General features: G+C 72.8%; 16 protein-coding genes. 9 read left to right on the plus strand and 7 right to left on the minus strand.

Translation table 11 applies throughout. From position 1 onward, the window contains the following. Window positions 1–3: 3 nt before the first annotated feature. The 4 genes from IRQ30_RS04930 to IRQ30_RS04945 all read right to left on the minus strand — a co-directional run bounded on the left by IRQ30_RS04930 (window position 4) and on the right by IRQ30_RS04945 (window position 3,850). On the minus strand, window positions 4–696 hold the full coding sequence (locus IRQ30_RS04930; RefSeq protein ID WP_193611900.1) for an SDR family oxidoreductase: 693 nt from the start codon (window positions 694–696) through the stop codon (window positions 4–6). Further along, the gene (locus tag IRQ30_RS04935; RefSeq protein ID WP_193611901.1) at window positions 693–1,670 is read right to left on the minus strand and encodes a zinc-binding dehydrogenase; all 978 of its coding nucleotides are present in this window, start codon (window positions 1,668–1,670) and stop codon (window positions 693–695) included. Before IRQ30_RS04935 ends, IRQ30_RS04930 begins: the two co-directional genes overlap by 4 nt. A 539-nt stretch (window positions 1,671–2,209) precedes the next feature. After that, window positions 2,210–3,325: an NAD(P)-dependent malic enzyme gene (locus IRQ30_RS04940; RefSeq protein ID WP_193612022.1), complete on the minus strand. Its 1,116-nt coding sequence runs from the start codon at window positions 3,323–3,325 to the stop codon at window positions 2,210–2,212. Window positions 3,326–3,478: 153 nt separating this feature from the next. Next, window positions 3,479–3,850: a S26 family signal peptidase gene (locus tag IRQ30_RS04945; protein WP_227466990.1), complete on the minus strand. Its 372-nt coding sequence runs from the start codon at window positions 3,848–3,850 to the stop codon at window positions 3,479–3,481. Here IRQ30_RS04945 and sodN point away from each other — a divergent pair. From sodN to IRQ30_RS04960, 3 genes are all read left to right on the plus strand, one after another. Continuing rightward, entirely contained in the window at window positions 3,849–4,250 is a 402-nt protein-coding gene (gene sodN / locus IRQ30_RS04950) for a superoxide dismutase, Ni (protein ID WP_193607446.1), read from the plus strand. The genes IRQ30_RS04945 and sodN overlap by 2 nt on opposite strands. Before the next feature lie 208 nt (window positions 4,251–4,458). Further along, window positions 4,459–4,884 carry an ATP-binding protein gene (locus tag IRQ30_RS04955; protein WP_193607445.1) on the plus strand — a complete coding sequence of 142 codons (426 nt, stop codon included), beginning with the start codon at window positions 4,459–4,461 and terminating at the stop codon, window positions 4,882–4,884. A gap of 1 nt (window position 4,885) precedes the next feature. After that, on the plus strand, window positions 4,886–5,707 hold the full coding sequence (locus IRQ30_RS04960; protein ID WP_193611903.1) for an RNA polymerase sigma factor SigF: 822 nt from the start codon (window positions 4,886–4,888) through the stop codon (window positions 5,705–5,707). A 4-nt stretch (window positions 5,708–5,711) separates the two neighbouring features. On the opposite strand, the gene IRQ30_RS04965 is transcribed toward IRQ30_RS04960, so the two are convergent. Further along, window positions 5,712–6,110, minus strand: coding sequence for a hypothetical protein (locus IRQ30_RS04965; RefSeq protein WP_193611904.1), 399 nt, complete (start codon window positions 6,108–6,110; stop codon window positions 5,712–5,714). A 191-nt stretch (window positions 6,111–6,301) separates the two neighbouring features. On the opposite strand from IRQ30_RS04965, the gene IRQ30_RS04970 reads away from it, so the two are divergent. Next, window positions 6,302–6,553, plus strand: coding sequence for a WhiB family transcriptional regulator (locus tag IRQ30_RS04970; RefSeq protein ID WP_091026397.1), 252 nt, complete (start codon window positions 6,302–6,304; stop codon window positions 6,551–6,553). A 25-nt stretch (window positions 6,554–6,578) separates the two neighbouring features. Here the strand turns inward: IRQ30_RS04970 and IRQ30_RS04975 are convergent, their stop codons facing one another. Continuing rightward, the gene (locus IRQ30_RS04975) at window positions 6,579–8,054 is read right to left on the minus strand and encodes a histidine kinase N-terminal domain-containing protein (protein WP_193611905.1); all 1,476 of its coding nucleotides are present in this window, start codon (window positions 8,052–8,054) and stop codon (window positions 6,579–6,581) included. Window positions 8,055–8,141: 87 nt separating this feature from the next. Between IRQ30_RS04975 and IRQ30_RS04980 the strand changes: the two genes are divergently transcribed. The 5 genes from IRQ30_RS04980 to IRQ30_RS24345 are packed head-to-tail and all read left to right on the plus strand — an operon-like array spanning window position 8,142 to window position 11,694. Continuing rightward, window positions 8,142–8,984, plus strand: coding sequence for a DUF2785 domain-containing protein (locus tag IRQ30_RS04980; protein ID WP_193611906.1), 843 nt, complete (start codon window positions 8,142–8,144; stop codon window positions 8,982–8,984). 9 nt (window positions 8,985–8,993) lie between these two features. Then, window positions 8,994–10,676, plus strand: a complete 1,683-nt coding sequence (locus tag IRQ30_RS04985; protein ID WP_193611907.1) for an acetolactate synthase — start codon at window positions 8,994–8,996, stop codon at window positions 10,674–10,676. Further along, the gene (locus IRQ30_RS04990; RefSeq protein ID WP_193611908.1) at window positions 10,676–11,176 is read left to right on the plus strand and encodes a GNAT family N-acetyltransferase; all 501 of its coding nucleotides are present in this window, start codon (window positions 10,676–10,678) and stop codon (window positions 11,174–11,176) included. The genes IRQ30_RS04985 and IRQ30_RS04990 overlap by 1 nt, the downstream gene beginning before the upstream one ends. A 1-nt stretch (window position 11,177) precedes the next feature. Then, a complete protein-coding gene (locus IRQ30_RS04995; RefSeq protein ID WP_193611909.1) occupies window positions 11,178–11,561 on the plus strand; it encodes a thioesterase family protein in 384 nt (127 codons plus the stop codon). 58 nt (window positions 11,562–11,619) lie between these two features. Further along, complete coding sequence (locus IRQ30_RS24345) at window positions 11,620–11,694, plus strand: 50S ribosomal protein bL37 (RefSeq protein WP_371863162.1); 75 nt, start codon at window positions 11,620–11,622, stop codon at window positions 11,692–11,694. A 169-nt stretch (window positions 11,695–11,863) separates the two neighbouring features. Here IRQ30_RS24345 and IRQ30_RS05000 read toward each other — a convergent pair whose 3' ends face one another. After that, complete coding sequence (locus tag IRQ30_RS05000) at window positions 11,864–12,436, minus strand: TerD family protein (RefSeq protein WP_193611910.1); 573 nt, start codon at window positions 12,434–12,436, stop codon at window positions 11,864–11,866. Window positions 12,437–12,509 lie beyond the last annotated feature (73 nt).

The following is a 12,509-nucleotide window of genomic DNA, read 5'->3' on the forward strand; positions in this document are numbered from 1 at the left end:
CCCCTAGGTCGCCCGCGGGACGACCGGCCGGACGGTCACCTCGGGGATCGTGGCGTCGCCCGGCATGTCGAGCACGTGCAGGATCGTGTCGACGACCGTCTCGGGAGATATCCACCTCGAAGAGTCGTAGGTGCGGCCCTCCTGCTCGTGCACCTTCTCCTGCATCGGCGTGGCCGTGCGACTCGGGAAGACGGTCGTGACGCGCACGCCGTGCTCCACCTCCTCCGCGCGCAGGGAGTCGGCGAAGCCGCGCAGCCCGAACTTCGAAGCGGCGTAGGCCGACCACGAGGCGCTCGCGCTCAGCCCCGCGGAGGAGTTGACGAAGACGAACGTCCCCCGCGCGCGCCGTACGGCGGGCAGGCAGCGGCGGGTCAGCAGCGCGGGGGCCAGGAGGTTGACGTCGACCTGCTCACGGAGGGCCCGCGGGTCCTGGTCCGCGACCGGACCCAGCTCGACGACGCCGGCGACGTGGTGCACCGAGGCCAGCTCGTCGGGCAGCCCGTCCAGCTCCGCGACGGCGTCCAGGTCGGCGAGGTCGACCACGAGCACCGTGCTGCCGGCGTAGCGCGACTCGAGCTCGGCGGCGCGCTCGGTCGAGCGGGCGAGCAGGACGAGGTGGTCGCCGCGGGCGTGCAGCCGGTCGGCCAGGACCGCGCCGATGCCCGATCCGGCGCCGGTGACCAGGTGGGCGGTCATCGGGTGAAGACCACCTTGCCGAACAGGTCGCCGGCGCTCATGGCGGCGAAGCCGTCGCGAGCCTCGGTCATGGGGATCGCCCGGTCGACGAGCGGCCGCACCCCCGTGGCGTCGAGCATCGAGACCAGCGACGCCAGCTCGGCGCGCGTGCCCATGGTCGATCCGATGACGCTGAGCTGCAGGAAGAAGATGCGGGTCAGCTCGGCGTCGTCGAGCTTCGGGCCCGACGTGGTGCCACTGATGACGATCTTCCCGCCGGGGCGCAGCGCCCGGATCGAGTGCGACCACGTCGCGCGGCCCACGGTCTCCATCACCGCGTCCACCTTGACCGGCAGCCGGGCGCCGGACTCGAACACGTCGTGCGCGCCGAGCTCGAGCGCCCGCGAGCGCTTGCCCTCGTCGCGCGACGTGGCCAGCACCCGCAGCCCCGCGGCGCGGCCGAGCATGATCAGCGCGGTGGCCACGCCGCCTCCGGCGCCCTGCACCAGCACGGTGTCGCCGGCCTTGAGGTCGCCGCGCGTGAAGAGCATCCGGTACGCCGTCAGCCACGACGTCGGCAGGCAGGCCGCCTCCTCGAACGACAGCGAGGCCGGCTTCGGCACGACGTTGGCCGACGGCACGACCACGGTGTCCGCGAACGTGCCCTGGTGGCGCTCCGAGAGCAGCGAGCGCTTCGGGTCGAAGGTCTCGTCGCCGCGCCAGGACGGGTCGGAGATCACCGCGTGCACCACGACCTCGTTGCCGTCCTCGTCCAGGCCCGCGGCGTCGCAGCCGAGGATCATCGGCAGCGCCTCCTCACGCAGCCCGACGCCCTGCAGCGACCAGAGGTCGTGGTGGTTCAGCGAGGCCGCCTTGACCCTGACCCGGGTCCAGCCGGCGGGGACCTCCGGCTCGGGGCGCTCCCCCACGACCAGGCCCGCGAGCGGGTCGTCGGAGTCGGCGGCGGCGAAGGAGTCGGCGTAGACGGCGAACATGCTCCGACCCTACTGACGTCACGTCCCCGCGACCCGGATGCCCACCCCGGTGGTCGAGGTGCGGGCGCAGCGAGCCCCGAAACGACGACCCCCCGGTGGTCGAGCAGGGAGGAGCGTCAGCGACGAGCGCCCGTCGAGACCCCGTGAGCCGAACGCCGACCGAACCCACGGTGGTTGAGGTGCGAGCGCCAGCGAGCCTCGAAACCACGCTGTTTGCTGGGGCTGGTGTTGGCCCGAGCGCTAGCAGCCCGGGTCTCGGCGTCAAGGATCGCCTACGGCGGCGCCCGCTTCGCGGCGCCCTGCGGGCGTCCTTGACTCCGAGCCTCTCCCGGGCTGCTTCGGCGGCGCACGGGCGGCGGCGGCTTCGCCGCGCCGCCCGCAAACAGCGCGGGCCCGCCTATCGGTCACCTACGTCGGCAGTTCGAGCTCGGGCTGAGCCTTTCCACGCTTGGCTCGGCCCGGGGTGGGACCAACTGCCGACGCTGAGTGCCGGTTGTCGCCCCACCCGTCACACCAGCCTCAGCAGATGCGCGAACCCCTCACCGGCGGGCGACGCCGTCGCGCCGGGCGGCGGCCGAGACGGCGGCCGCGACGGCCGGACCGACGCGGGGGTCGAACGGCGAGGGGATCACCAGGTCCTCGGACAGGTCATCGCCGACCAGGTCGGCGATGGCCTCGGCGGCGGCCAGCTTCATGCCCTCGGTGATGGCGGTCGCGTGCACGTCGAACGCGCCGCGGAAGATGCCCGGGAACGCCAGGACGTTGTTGATCTGGTTGGGGAAGTCCGAGCGCCCGGTGGCGACGACCCGCGCGTGGCGGCGTGCCACGTCGGGGTGCACCTCGGGGTGGGGGTTCGCCAGGCCGAACACGATCGACTCGGGGGCCATCCGGGCGACGTCCTCCTCCGGCACGGTCCCGCCCGAGACGCCGATGTAGACGTCCGCGCCGTCCAGGACGTCGGCCAGCGAGCCGGTGCGTCCGGTGCGGTCGGCGGTGAGCTCGGCGAGGGCGCGCTTGACCGGCGTCAGGTCGCCGCGCGAGGAGTGCAGGACGCCCTTGCGGTCGGTGACGGCCAGGTCCTCGATGCCGGCCTCCAGCAGGATCTTGGCGACGGCGACGCCGGCCGCTCCGGCGCCGGAGATGACCACGCGGGTCGTGGCCGCCTCACGTCCGGTGAGCCGCAGCGCGTTCTTCAGCGCCGCCAGCGCCACCACGGCGGTGCCGTGCTGGTCGTCGTGGAAGACGGGGATGTCGAGGCGCTCCTTGAGCCGGTCCTCGATCTCGAAGCAGCGCGGGGCCGAGATGTCCTCGAGGTTGATCCCGCCGAAGCTGGGCGCGAGCCGCACGACGGTCTCGATGATCTCCTCGGTGTCGGTGGTGTCCAGGCAGATCGGCACGGCGTCGACGCCGCCGAACTGCTTGAAGAGCACCGCCTTGCCCTCCATCACCGGCATCGCGGCCGACGGCCCGATGTCGCCGAGGCCGAGCACCGCGGTGCCGTCGGTGACGACGGCGACGACGTTGGGCACCCAGGTGTAGTGCTGCGTCATGGTCGGGTCGGCGGCGATGGCCTCGCACACGAGCGCGACGCCCGGCGTGTAGGCCAGGGACAGCTCGGCGGGGCCGGTCAGGGCCGTCGTCGAGACGACCTGCATCTTGCCGCCGACGTGCAGGTCGAAGACCGGGTCGCCGGAGTGCGGGTGCGGGGGGACGTCAGCGGTGGCCACGAGGCGCGATCCTTCCACAGCGCGAGAGGCCGGCCAGGGGCGTCCCAGATGGCGCGTGGGCGTCCTCGCGGCGGCTGTCGCTCAGAGCCGGAGCGTGGGACGCGGCCAGGCCCGCCCCACCACCACGGCCCGCACGTCGTCGTCGGCGACCGTGCCGCGGTGACGCGAGTCGACGCCGACCGCCTGGTTGTCGCTGAGCAGCCACCACCCCGTCGTACGTCGCTCCGCCGCGCGCTTGACGACCAGGATCCCGTCGGGGAACGACGCGACGACGACGTCGCCGACCGATGGCCGCCGGCGGTAGGAGACCAGCAGCCGGTCACCCGGGCGCAGCGTCGGCAGCATCGAGTCGTTGCGGACCAGTGCCCAACCCCAGAACGCCCCTCGTGACCGCCTCCCCATGCGGAGTAGTGTCGCAAGCACACGCTTCACCCACGACGAGAGGACACGCATGCTCGCGCGACTGTTCGCCCCCACGGTCGAGGTCTCGGCCCACTGCGACCTTCCCTGCGGCGTCTACGACCCCGCCCAGGCCCGCATCGAGGCCGAGTCGATCAAGGCCATCATCGCCAAGGTCGCCGACAACGACGACCCCGACTTCCGCACCCGCGCCATCCTGATCAAGGAGCAGCGCTCCGAGCTGGTCAAGCACCACCTGTGGGTGCTGTGGACCGACTACTTCAAGCCCCCGCACTTCGAGAAGTACCCGCAGCTGCACACCCTGGTCAACGAGGCGACCAAGCTGGCCGGCGCCTCGGGCACCAAGGGTGAGCTGGACGCCGGCAAGGCCGACGAGCTGCTCGCCAAGATCGACGAGATCGCCGAGATCTTCTGGGAGACCAAGAAGGCCTGACGTCCTCGGCGGGGCACCGACCCGCCGCGCGACCGACCCGACGCCGCCCCGTCCGTGAGGACCGGGGCGGCGTCGCGGCGTTCGGGGGTCCGGCGTTTGTCCCGTGCACGCTCCGGGTACACGCCGAGTGACCGGCCTCGGCCGGTGCACGCCCTGTCCGCAGTAGGGTCCTCCACGACCTGCCTCGCTTCAACGAAGGACGAAACACATGTCGGTGACGGGCACGCCCCAGCAGGGCGACCACCAGCGCGAGCAGGCCGACGTCGAGCTCCGGCTCCCCGCCGACAGCGCCTACGCCTCGGTCCTGCGCACCACCACCGCCGGACTGGCCGCCCGCCTGGACTTCACCATCGACGACATCGAGGACCTGCGGATCGCCGTGGGCGAGGCGTCCGCCCTGGTGCTGCCGGAGGCCGACGCGGGCACCGACCTGATCTGCCGGTTCTACCTGGCCCCCGGCGAGCTGACGATCTCGGTGGGGGTCACCGCGGCCTCCTCGCCGGAGCCCGACTACGACAGCTTCGCCTGGCAGGTGCTCACCACGCTGGCCACCAGTGCCACGGCGACGTCCGAGGGCGGCCGGTACGTCGTGACGATGACGATGCAGTCGTCGCTCGGGGTCCCCGGACTCTGACATGGACCCCCAGACCTCTCGGGACGAGCCTGTCCCGCCGGAAGGCGAGGCGCCCACGGGCGTCGAGCTGACCCGCCGACGCAGCGCCGAGCTGTTCCTCGAGCTGCACGACGACACCGCCCCGCAGGCGTCCCGCGAGGGTGCGCGGGACTCGCTGGTCCACCTGCACCTGCCGCTGGTGGAGCACTGCGCGCGTCGCTTCCGCAACCGCGGCGAGCCGTTCGAGGACCTCGTCCAGGTGGGCACCATCGGGCTCATCAAGTCGATCGACCGCTTCGACTCCGACCGCGGCGTGGAGTTCTCCACCTACGCCACGCCCACGATCATCGGCGAGATCAAGCGCTACTTCCGCGACAAGGGCTGGGCCATCCGGGTGCCGCGGCGCCTCCAGGAGCTGCGCATGCAGATCGGCGCGGCCTCCGCCGAGCTGACGCAGTCGCTGGGTCGCTCCCCCACCGCGCGCGAGCTGGCCGAGAACATCGGCTGCACGGTCGAGGAGATCGTCGAGGGCATCGAGTCCAGCAACGCCTACTCCACCCTCTCGCTGGACGCCAGCGACGACTCCGACGACGGCTCCGCCTCGATGCTCGATGCCATCGGCATCGACGACGCCGGTCTCGAGCACGTCGAGATCCGGGAGTCGATCAAGCCGCTGCTGGACCGGCTCGACCCGCGGGAGAAGAAGATCCTCCTGCTCCGCTTCTTCAAGAACATGACGCAGTCGCAGATCGCCGAGGAGATCGGCGTCTCGCAGATGCACGTGTCGCGCCTCCTCACCCGCACGCTCGACCAGCTGCGGACCTCCTTGGAGGAGGAGGACTAGACCATCAGTCCTCGCGCCGGGACCCGGTGGGGTCGTCGGCGAGGACCGCCATCGAGGCCGGGTGGATGATCCCCGCGATCACGATCGCCGCGACGACGGCCATCGGGACCGCCAGCCCGGGGTAGTCGCGCAGGTTCCAGGCCAGGCCCAGCTGGATCAGCTGGGTCAGCAGCACCGGCCCCCGCGCCCACGACTGCTGGCGCGTCAGCGCCCAGGCACAGCCCACCAGCGCCGCGCCGTACACGGCGAAGAACACGCTGGTCGTGACGCCCAGCGACAGGTGCTCGGCGGACACGTGGGCGACCTCGAGCACGGCCAGCAGCACCAGCAGGACGCCCTGGACCGCCGCCAGCGAGGCGGCGACGACGAGCTGAGGCGGGTTCGGCAGGGGTGTGGTGGGCACCCGGGAAGGGTACGGGGCACCCAGCGGCAGTGCCTGTGACCCACAAGACCACCCGAAAGGCTTGAATCGTGCCGGTTTAGTTGGGAGTCTGGTGGAGCGCTCGTGAAACTCTTCACTTTTGCGTTCACACGCGCGCCCGCAGGCTTGAAAGCCCCTGCCTGCACTCAATGCGAAAGAGAGATCCACACCCCATGGATTGGCGTCACCGTTCCGCGTGCCTCGACGAGGATCCGGAGCTGTTCTTCCCGATCGGCAACACCGGTCCGGCCATCCTCCAGATAGAGGAGGCCAAGCAGGTGTGCCGTCGGTGCGACGTGCGCGAGCAGTGCCTCGCGTGGGCCATCGAGGCCGGCCAGGACCACGGGGTCTGGGGTGGCCTCAGCGAGGACGAGCGCCGCGCGCTCAAGCGCCGCAACGCCCGCTCCCGCGTGCGCACCGCCTGAGTCCCGCTCCTCCGAGCGACCGCCGTCACTCCGCCGGCACGTCGATCTCCGCCCGCGTGCCGGACCCGTGCGGGAGCCTGCCCAGCGCCAGCTGACCGCCCAGCTCCGACTCGACGAGCGTGCGCACGATCGACAGCCCCAGGCTCGAGGACCCGTCCAGGTCGAAGTCCTCGGGCAGCCCGCGCCCGTCGTCGTCCACGGTCACGTGCAGCCGCCCCACGAGCCGGCGCACCGTCACCGTGATCGTGCCGTCGAGGTCGAGGTCCTCGGCGTCGTAGCCGTGCTCGACCGCGTTCTGCAGGACCTCCGTCAGCACCATCGCCAGGGCGGTGGCCGACTCGGAGGCCAGGACGCCGAAGGTCCCGTCGCGGCGCACCCGCACCCGCCCACCTTGGGAGCCGACGTCGGCGACCATGGCGCCCAGCCGGTCGGCGATCTCGTCGAACTCCACGTTCTCCTCGACCGCCTGGCTCAGCGTCTCGTGGACGATCGCGATGGAGCCGACCCGGCGCACCGCCTCCTCCAACGCGAGCTTCGCCTCCTCGGAGTCGATCCGGCGGGCCTGCAGGCGCAGCAGCGCGGCGACCGTCTGCAGGTTGTTCTTCACGCGGTGGTGGATCTCGCGGATCGTGGCGTCCTTCGTCACGAGCTCCCGGTCGCGCCGGCGCAGGTCGGTGACGTCGCGGACCAGGATCAGCCCGCCGATGTGCTCGCCCTGCGGCCGCAGCGGGATCGCGCGCACGATCAGCGACACCGCGTCGGTGCCGATCTCGGTGTCGCGGTGCACGCGGCCGCCGAGCACCGCGCTCAGCGTCTCCTCGTCGGGACGGCGCCGGGGCGGCACCAGGTCGCGCGTCAGGTCGCTCAGCGCAAGGCCGGCCAGGTCACCGGACAGCCCGAGCCGGCGGTAGACCGACAGCGCGTTGGGGCTGGCGTAGACGACCCGCCCCGCCGCGTCGACGCGCAGGAAGCCGTCCCCGACGCGCGGCGAGTCGGCGTGGTCGCTGCGCTGGCCGGCGGAGGGGAAGTGACCCGCGGCGATCATCTGCGTCAGGTCCGCCGCGGTCTGCAGGTAGGACAGCTCGAGCCGGCTCGGGGTGCGCACGCCGAGCAGGTTGGTGTTGCGGGCGATGACGGCGATCACCCGGTCCTGGCGGCGCACCGGGATGGTCTCGACCCGCACGGGCACGTCGTCGCGCCACTCGGGGTCGCCCTCGCGCACCAGACGACCGCGCGACCACGCCTCGTCGAGCATCGCGCGGCGACCGGCCGGCACGAAGGTCCCGACGATGTCGTCGACGTACGCCGTGGGGCCCGTCGTGGGGCGCATCTGGGCGCCCGCCCAGAAGCCGTTGCCGGCCTGGTCGGGCAGCCACAGCACCAGGTCGGCGAAGGACAGGTCGGCGATGATCTGCCAGTCGGCCTGGAGCAGCATGAGCCAGGCGACGTCGGCCTCGTCGAGGTCGGTGTGGCTGCGCACGAGCTCGGTCAGGGAGGGCACGCCGTCACCCTAGAGCGTGGCCCGAGGGCCCTCGGGCCGTGAGACCCCGGGGCGACGCAGCGGCCCCGCTTTGGCACTATGGGTGGCATGTCGGCGGCGTACTGGAGGCAGGTCCACGAGGACGACTTCGCCGTCCCCACCGACCGTCCGCTCGCCGACCTGACCGCCGAGCTGACCCGCCTCCTCGGCGACGTCGACCCCGGGCTGCGCGACGGTCTCGCGCTCCCCGCCCTGGCCACCTGGGTCGAGCGCGGGGTCTACGACGACCTGCTGCGCGGGCTCGGCGACGGCATGGCGGCGGGCCTGCGCGTGGGCCTCGGCGAGCGCGACACCGACACCGTCTTCCGGCGCAGCTTCTCGGCGCTGGTCCTGGGCGAGTGCATCGCCCGCGACAACGAGCGCCCGCTGGTGCCCGGCGGCACGGTGCTCGACTGGGGCGACCGGCTCGCGACCTGGGTCCTGCAGGAGCGCGACCTGCGTGGCTTCGTGCCCGACAAGGGCTGGGCCCACGCCGTCGCCCACGGCGCCGACGCCCTCGGCACGCTCGCCCGGTCCCCGCACGTGGGAGCCGCCGAACTGGTGGTCATCCTCGACGTCGTCGCCGAGCGGCTGGCCGTGCCGGCCGACCGGCTGCTCACGGCCGGTGAGCCGGACCGCCTGGCGCGGACCGCCATGAGCGTCCTGCGCCGCAACCGGGTGCCGTTCGACCTGGTCGAGCCGTGGCTCGAGGCGGTCACCGCGACCGCCGCCCACCAGCGGTCGCCCGACCGCGACCCCTACCTCCGCAGTGGCGACGCCGAGGCCTTCCTGCGCGCGCTGTACCTCCAGCTCGCGCTCGGCCAGCGCCCTCCCGCGATCCGCGCGGACCTGATGCTGCTGCTCGTCGACGCGCTGCGGTCAACCAACGAGCTGGTGCTGGATCCTGAGTAGCCTGCGGGCATGACCCAGGAGCAGACCACGGACGGCACCACCACCGGCGACATCGAGGGACACTCCGGCGAGCTCGCCGTCGCGGTCGCGCGCGCCTACGGCGTGGAGACCATGTTCACGCTGTCGGGCGCCCACGTGTTCCCGATGTACGACGGGGCGGTCAAGGCCGATCCGCCGATGCGCCTGCTCGACGTGCGCCACGAGCAGACCGCGGCGTTCGCGGCCGAGGCCACCGGCAAGCTGACGCGCGTGCCTGGGCTCGCGGTGCTCACGGCCGGACCCGGGGTGACCAACGGCGTCAGCGCCATCGCGCAGGCCCAGTTCGCCGGGTCCCCCATGGTCGTCGTCGGCGGCCGGGCGCCCGCCAACCGGTGGGGCAGCGGCAGCCTGCAGGAGCTGGACCAGCCGCCGATCGTCGAGTCGGTCTCCAAGCTCGCGACCACCCTCCACACCGCCGGCGACATCCTGGGGGGCATGGACACCGCCTTCGCCGCGGCCGGCTCCTCGCACCGCGGCCCGGTCTTCGTCGACGTCCCGATGGACGAGTTCTTCAGCTCCGCCTCCGGCCCGGCGCCCACCCGCTCCTCGACCCGCGGCGCCGAGCCGGACGGCGACGCCGTCGCCCGCATCGCGGCGCTGCTGGCCGGCGCCTCCCGCCCCGTCCTGATCCTCGGCACGGACGTCTGGGCCGACCGGGCCGAGGAGGCGGCGCTGCGCTTCGTCCAGGACGTCGGCGTCCCCGTCATCACCAACGGCATGGGCCGCGGGATCGTCCCCGGCGGCCACCCGTTGCTCGCCACCAAGGCGCGCGGCCAGGCGCTGGGCGACGCGGACCTCGTGGTCGTCGTGGGCACGCCCCTGGACTTCCGGCTCGGCTACGGCATCTTCGGCGGCAAGGACGGCGCGGAGCCCGCCCAGGTCGTCCACGTCGCCGACTCCCCCGGCCAGCTCTCCGGGCACGCGACGCTCGCCGCCTCGGTCTCCGGCGACCTCACCTCCGTCTTCGACCTCCTCCAGGCGGCCCTGGAGCGCGGGTCCAAGCCCGACTGGACGTCGTGGGTCTCCAGCCTCCAGGACACCGCCCGGGCCGCCGCCGCGCGCGACCGGGAGCTGCTCACCGCCGAGGCCGACCCGATCCACCCTGCGCGCATCTACGGCGAGCTGGTGCCGCGGCTGGCCGAGGACGCGGTGGTCATCGGCGACGGCGGCGACTTCGTGAGCTTCGCCGGCAAGTTCGTCGAGCCCCAGCGCCCCGGCGGCTGGCTCGACCCGGGCCCGTACGGCTGCCTGGGCGCCGGACTGGGCGCGGCGATCGCCGCCCGGCTGGCCCGCCCCTCCGCGCAGGTGGTCCTGCTGCTGGGCGACGGCGCGGCCGGCTTCTCGCTGATGGACGTCGACACCCTCGTCCGCCACCAGCTCCCCGTCGTCATGGTGATGGGCAACAACTCCGCGTGGGGCCTGGAGAAGGGGCCGATGCAGATGCTCTACGGCTACGACGTGGTCGCCGACCTGGCGCCCCGGACGGCGTACGACGAGGTGGTGAAGGCCCTCGGCGGCGGCGGCGAGACCGTCACCGACCCGCGCCAGATCGGGGCCGCGCTGGACCGCGCCTTCGCGGCGAACGTGCCCTACCTGGTCAACATCATCACCGACGTCGACGCCGCCTACCCGCGCGCCACCTTCGGGATCTGATGCGGCTGCGACGGGCGGCGCCCGACGACTACGACGCGGTCGGGCGGGCCACCGTGGCGGCGTACGTGCCGTTCCTGGGCGACGACGGCCCCCGGTCCGGCTACGCGCTGCGCCTGGCCGACACCGCCACCCGCGACCGCGACGCCGAGGTGTGGGTAGCCGAGGAAGAGGGCGCCGTCCTGGGCTCGGTCACCATCTGTCCCGAGGGCTCGACGTGGGCGCAGCGCGCCGAGCCCGGCGAGGGTGAGTTCCGGATGCTCGCCGTCGACCCCGCCGCGCACGGTCGCGGCGTCGGCCGGGCCCTGCTCGACCTCACCGTCGAGCGCTTCCGCGCCGACGGCGCCCGCGCGGTCGTGCTCGGCAGCCTGGAGGACATGCACGCCGCGCACCGCCTCTACGAGCGCGCGGGCTTCCGGCGGGTGCCGGAGCGCGACTGGCAGCCCGAGCCGGGCGTCCAGCTGCTGTGCTTCCGTCTCCCCCTGACTCCCGAGGAGCCCTGACATGGACGCCGCCCTGACCTTCACCGTCACCGACGCCGACACCGCGCAGGCCGTCGGCTCCGGCAGCCTCCCGGTGCTGGGCACCCCCCGCCTGCTGGCGTGGATGGAGGCGGCCACGTGCGCCGCCATCGACCCGTCGCTGCCCGAGGGCTCGACCAGCGTCGGCACCCGCGTCGCGCTGGAGCACACGGGCGCCAGCCCCGTGGGGCAGGTGCTCGAGGTGAGCGCCTCGGCGTCGTACGTCGACGGGCGACTGCACCGCTTCACCGTCGCCGCTCGCCACGCCGAGTCGGGGGCTCCCGGCAAGGTCGTGGCCACCGGCGAGGTGACCCGCGTGGTGGTCGACTCCGCGAAGTTCCTGAGCCGGATTTCTCCTGCGGTGTGAAGTCTGGGAAACTGACCCTTGGCCCTCAGCGGGTCGCGACCCGATTCGAGGAGGAACCATGGGCAAGACCGGACGCAAGCGCCGCGCGCGCAAGAAGAAGGCCGCCAACCACGGCAAGCGCCCCAACGCCTGAGCGCACCGCTCGGCAGTTGCACTGAACCCCCCGCCACCGGCCGGGGGTTCGTTGCACTACGGGGCCGCCGCCCCGGTGACGTTTCCCCAAGGTATGCAGCCGACGTGTCACTTCCCGGGCGCTGCAGACCGAGGGAAGTGACGTCTTCCCTGCATACCTTGGTGAAACATCACCGTGCGACGTACGGCCGCAGCGCCTGCACCGACTCGGTGGGCAGCTTGACGGCGATGCCGTCGCCGAGGGCGACGAGTGCCCAGCCGGCACCGTCGCGCACGAGCTTGGCCATGACCATGCCGGTCTCGGGCACGCCGGCGGTGATCCGGAAGCGCGCGAACTCCTCCTCGTGCTCGTCGACGAGCCGCACGTAGGCACGGTCGATCCAGGTGAGGCTGTGGCCCTGGTAGCTGCTGACGAGCAGGATGATCGTGTCGACGGGGCCGTGGACGCGCTCGAGGTCGACCGTGATCACCTCGTCGTCGCCCTCCCCCGAGCCGGTCGTGTTGTCGCCGAGGTGGACCACGGAGCCGTCACGGGTGCGCAGGTTGTTGTAGAAGGCCAGGTCGAAGAGCTGGTCGCCCGCGAACTGCACCGCGGAGGCGTCCAGGTCGACGTCGGGCGCCCCGGTGCCCATCATCCCGGCCGTGGGGATCTTGTCCCAGCCCAGACCCACGTGCAGGCGGGTGCGCGGCCGCCCGTCGTCGGTGGTCAGCGCCAGCTCCTGGCCCTTGGTCAGCTCGATCACGCTCGGGTCCTCACGTCGGTGGTGCCTCCGAACGTACCCGCCACGCCGAGACGTCTAGCCTCGGCTGGTGCCT

This window comes from Nocardioides lijunqiniae, assembly GCF_015024225.1.
Lineage (GTDB): Bacteria > Actinomycetota > Actinomycetes > Propionibacteriales > Nocardioidaceae > Nocardioides > Nocardioides lijunqiniae.